The 3635-nt window shown below is 73.9% G+C and carries 1 protein-coding gene; it reads right to left on the bottom strand.

What is annotated here, in order from left to right:
* Window positions 1-27 precede the first annotated feature (27 nt).
* Window positions 28-1509, bottom strand: coding sequence for an FAD-binding protein (locus AB0Q99_RS29285; protein WP_363576583.1), 1482 nt, complete (start codon window positions 1507-1509; stop codon window positions 28-30).
* Window positions 1510-3635 lie beyond the last annotated feature (2126 nt).

The following is a 3635-nucleotide window of genomic DNA, read 5'->3' as shown; positions in this document are numbered from 1 at the left end:
GGGTGGTGTCCGGGGGTGTTGGGGGGGTTAGGGGAAGATGTTTTGGCCGGGGGTGAGGGTGTGGGTGGGGTCGTGGTGGTTTTTGGTGGTGGTGAGGGTGGTCCAGTGGGGGCCGTAGTGGGTTTGCCAGTCGGTGGGGGTCATGTGGGGGATCGCGCCGACGAGGTAGCGTTTCGCGCCGAGTTGGACGGCGCGGTCGTAGAGGCGGCGGTTGCGGGTGAGGGCGGGGGTGGGGTCGGTGGCGGGGTGGGGGAAGGCGAGGAGGTCGAAGAGGTAGGCGGTGGGTTCGTTCGGGGTGATGGCGAGGGGGTGGGTGAGTTTGGCGGTGTGGAAGGGGTAGCAGAGGAGGAGGCCTTGGCCGATGTCGTCGGGGGTGAGTTGGGGGAGGGTTTCGGTGAGGAAGGTGTGGGTGCGGGAGGCGGGGAGGAAGAGGGAGAGCCAGGGTTTGGGGGCGTTCCAGTAGCCGAGGTTTTTGATGGTGTCGGCGAAGGTGTCGGCGCGGTAGGTGTAGTCGCGGTAGGTGGTGTCGGTGATGGTGGTGTCGGTGGGGACGGGGTTGAGGCCGGTGAGGAGGGGGGTGGTGGCGGGGGGTGTGGTGCCGTTGTAGTGGGCGACGGCTTCGATTTTGTAGCGGGGGGGCCGGCCTGCGGGTTGGATGAGGATTTCGCCGACCTGGGAGGGGAAGCGGCCGTCGGCGAGGAGGGTCTGCTGGTCGGTGAGGTAGGTGGTGAGGTCGTCGTAGTAGAGGGTGAAGACGAGGGCGCGTTCGGGGGCGGGGACGAGTTTGAGGGTGACGCGGGTGATGATGCCGACCTGGCCGGCGCCGGCGAGGGCGGTGTGGAAGAGCTCGGTGTTGCGGGTGGGGGTGGCGGTGAGGATGCGGCCGGTGCCGGTGACGATTTCGATGGCTTCGACGGTGTCGGCTTGGAGGCCGTGTTTGTGGACGGTGGAGCCGATGCCGCCGATGCTGATGGTGCCGCCGATGGAGAGGTGGAGGTAGTCGGTGAGGCAGGGGGGTGTGAGGCCTTGGGTGAGGGTGGCTTCGGTGAGTTGGGCCCAGGTGACGCCGGCGTCGACGGTGGCGTTGGTGGGGGTGATGGTGTGGATGCGGTTGAGGGCGCGGGCGTTGATGCTGATGCCGCCGGCGGCGCCGGCTTGGCCGTAGTTGGAGTGTGATTCGAGGTCGTTGCCGGTGCCGCTTTGGCCGTTCATGGCGACTTTGAGGTTGTGGCGGCGGGCGAAGTTGATGACGGTGGCGATGTCCTGGGCGCCGGCGGGGGTGAGGACGGCGTAGGGGGTGGTGGTGGTGAGGCGGCCGAAGTCCTGGGCGAACGCGGCGCGGGTGGCGGGGCTGGTGGTGAGGGTGCCCTGGAGGGCGGGGACGGGGATCACGCGGGAGGTGGTGGGGTCGCCGGTGGCGGCCCAGGAGCGGGTGGCGGTGTTGTAGCCGATGACGGTGGCGGCGGCGCCGGTGAGGACGGCGCGCCTGGACAGGTGGGGTCGGTTCATCGTGGGTGGGTCTCCTGATCGGTGGTGTGGGCGGGGTGGTGGGCAAGGGGTACGGGCGGGTGGAGCCGGCTCGGCCCGGTGCGGTGTGGTGCGGCCGGTGTGGTGGCGGGTTGTGTGGGTGGTTCGTCGGACGGTCGCGGCGGCGGCTGGGGTCGGCGGGTCCGGGCCGGGTGGGCCGGACACCGGGGTGGTGTGGGGTTGTGGTGGCTGCGGGGTTGCTGTGGGTGTGGGGGTGTTCCGGGGGTGTGGGGGTGGCCCGCGGGCCCCGGGGGTCCGGGGGCGGGCGTCCTGGGTGTTCGGCCGGTGGCGGTGTCACGTCCTGGGGGTGGGGCGTGTCGGCGTGTGAACGGGTGTGGAGTTGTGGTGCCGGTCCGGCTGGTGGCGGGTGCCGTCATAGGGGGCACGGGTCCGGGTGGTCCGGCCGGCGGGGGTGACGTTTGTGGTGCGGGTCGTCGGTCGGCCGTCGGTGCAAGGGCGGTGGAGTCCCGGGTGGTTTGCGGTCGGTGGGTGACGGTGGCGGGCCTGCCGCCCGGGTGGGTCGGGCGGCGGAGCGGTGATGGTGCCTGTGCCGTAACGCGGTGGTGCGGTGGTGCCGTAACGCCGTAACGCGGTGGTGCCGTAACGCGGTGGTGCGGTGGTGCGGTGGTGGTGCGGGTGGGCGGTTGCTCGGTGGGGCGCGGCCTTGGTCCCGGTTCCCCGGTTCCCCGGTTCCCCGGTTCCCCGGGTTTCCCGGGTCCGGTCCCCGATCCCCGGGTTGGCCGGTTCCCCGGTTCCCCGGTTCCGGTTCCGGTTTCCCGGGTTGGCCGGTTCCGGTCCCCGATCCCCGGGTTGGCCGGTTCCCCGGTCCTCGGGTTCCCTTGTTCGCCCTGGTCCCTCGGTTCCGGGGGGTTGCCCCGGTCCCTGGTCCCGTGGTTCCCGGTCCTGTGCTGTTCTCTTGTCGCCCGGTGGCCGTCCCGGGGGAGGGGGCCGGTGGCCGGGCGGTGGTCGCCCCCGGGGTGTCCGGTGGTCGCCTGCGGATCGGGTTCTGGCGACAGGGTGCGGGAGTTGGGACCGGTGGCCGGGTAGCGGCCGGGCGGTGGCCCTGGTGGCCGGTCCGGGGGCCGGGGGCGGCCGGGGGCCGGGAGTCGGACCCCGGTGACCGGACGGCGGTCGGGCCCGGTGGCTCCGGGTGGCCCCTGGGGGTCACCGCCTGCCTGCGGCCTGCCATGTGCCGGCTGCCGCCTGCCCGCCTGTGGCCTGCCGCCGTCGGCCGTGAGCCGTAGGCCTGCAGCCTGCTGCTGCCTGCCCACTGCTGCCTGCAGCCTGCCGTGTGCCGGCTGCCGCCTGCTGTCGCGTGCCCACCTGCCTGCGGCCTGCCGCCGCCTGCTGTGGGCCGTCGGCCTGCTGCCTGCTGCCGCTTGCCCGCGTGCCCGCTTGCTGCCTGCTGCCTGCTGCCGCTTGCCCGCGTGCCCGCTTGCTGGCTGCTGCCTGCAGCTTGCCGTGTGCCGGCTGCTGCTTGCCGCCGCCTGCTGTGGGCCGTCGGCCTGCCGTCTGCTGTCGCTTGCCCGCTTGCCCACTTGCCTGCTGCTTGCCGCCGCCTGCTGTGGGCCGTGGGCCTGCCGTCTGCTGTCGCTTGCCCGCTTGCCCACTTGCCTGCTGCTTGCCGCCGCCTGCTGTGGGCCGTGGGCCTGCCGCCTGCTGCCGCGTGCCTGCCGGCCCACCTGCCTGCCCGCCTGCCTGCCTGCCTGCGGGCCTGCGGGCCTGCCTGCCTGCGTGCGTGCCTGCCGGCCTGCCGGCCCACCCGCCTGCCGGCCCGCCTGCCTGCGTGCCTGCCGGCCCGCCTGCCTGCCGGCCCACCTGCCCGCCTGCCTGCGTGCCTGCCTGCCTGCGTGCCTGCCGGCCCGCCTGCCTGCCGGCCCACCTGCCCACCTGCCCACCTGCCCGCCTGCCCGCCTGCCCGCCTGCCTGCGTGCGTGCCTGCCGGCCTGCCGGCCCACCCGCCTGCCAGCCCGCCGGCCTGCGTGCGTGCCTGCCGGCCTGCCGGCCCGCCGGCCTGCGTGCCTGCCGGCCCGCCTGCCTGCCGGCCCACCTGCCCACCTGCCCACCTGCCCGCCTGCCCGCCTGCCCGCCTGCCTGCGTGCGTGCCT

The organism is Kitasatospora sp. NPDC086791 (assembly GCF_040685975.1).
Classification (GTDB): Bacteria; Actinomycetota; Actinomycetes; order Streptomycetales; family Streptomycetaceae; genus Kitasatospora.
This window is presented reverse-complemented; position numbering and strand designations above follow the sequence as displayed.

Excerpts from the sequence above, each read along its gene's own strand:
- AB0Q99_RS29285 (WP_363576583.1), bottom strand. The coding sequence starts at position 1,509 with ATGAACCGACCCCACCTGTCCAGGCGCGCCGTCCTCACCGGCGCCGCC.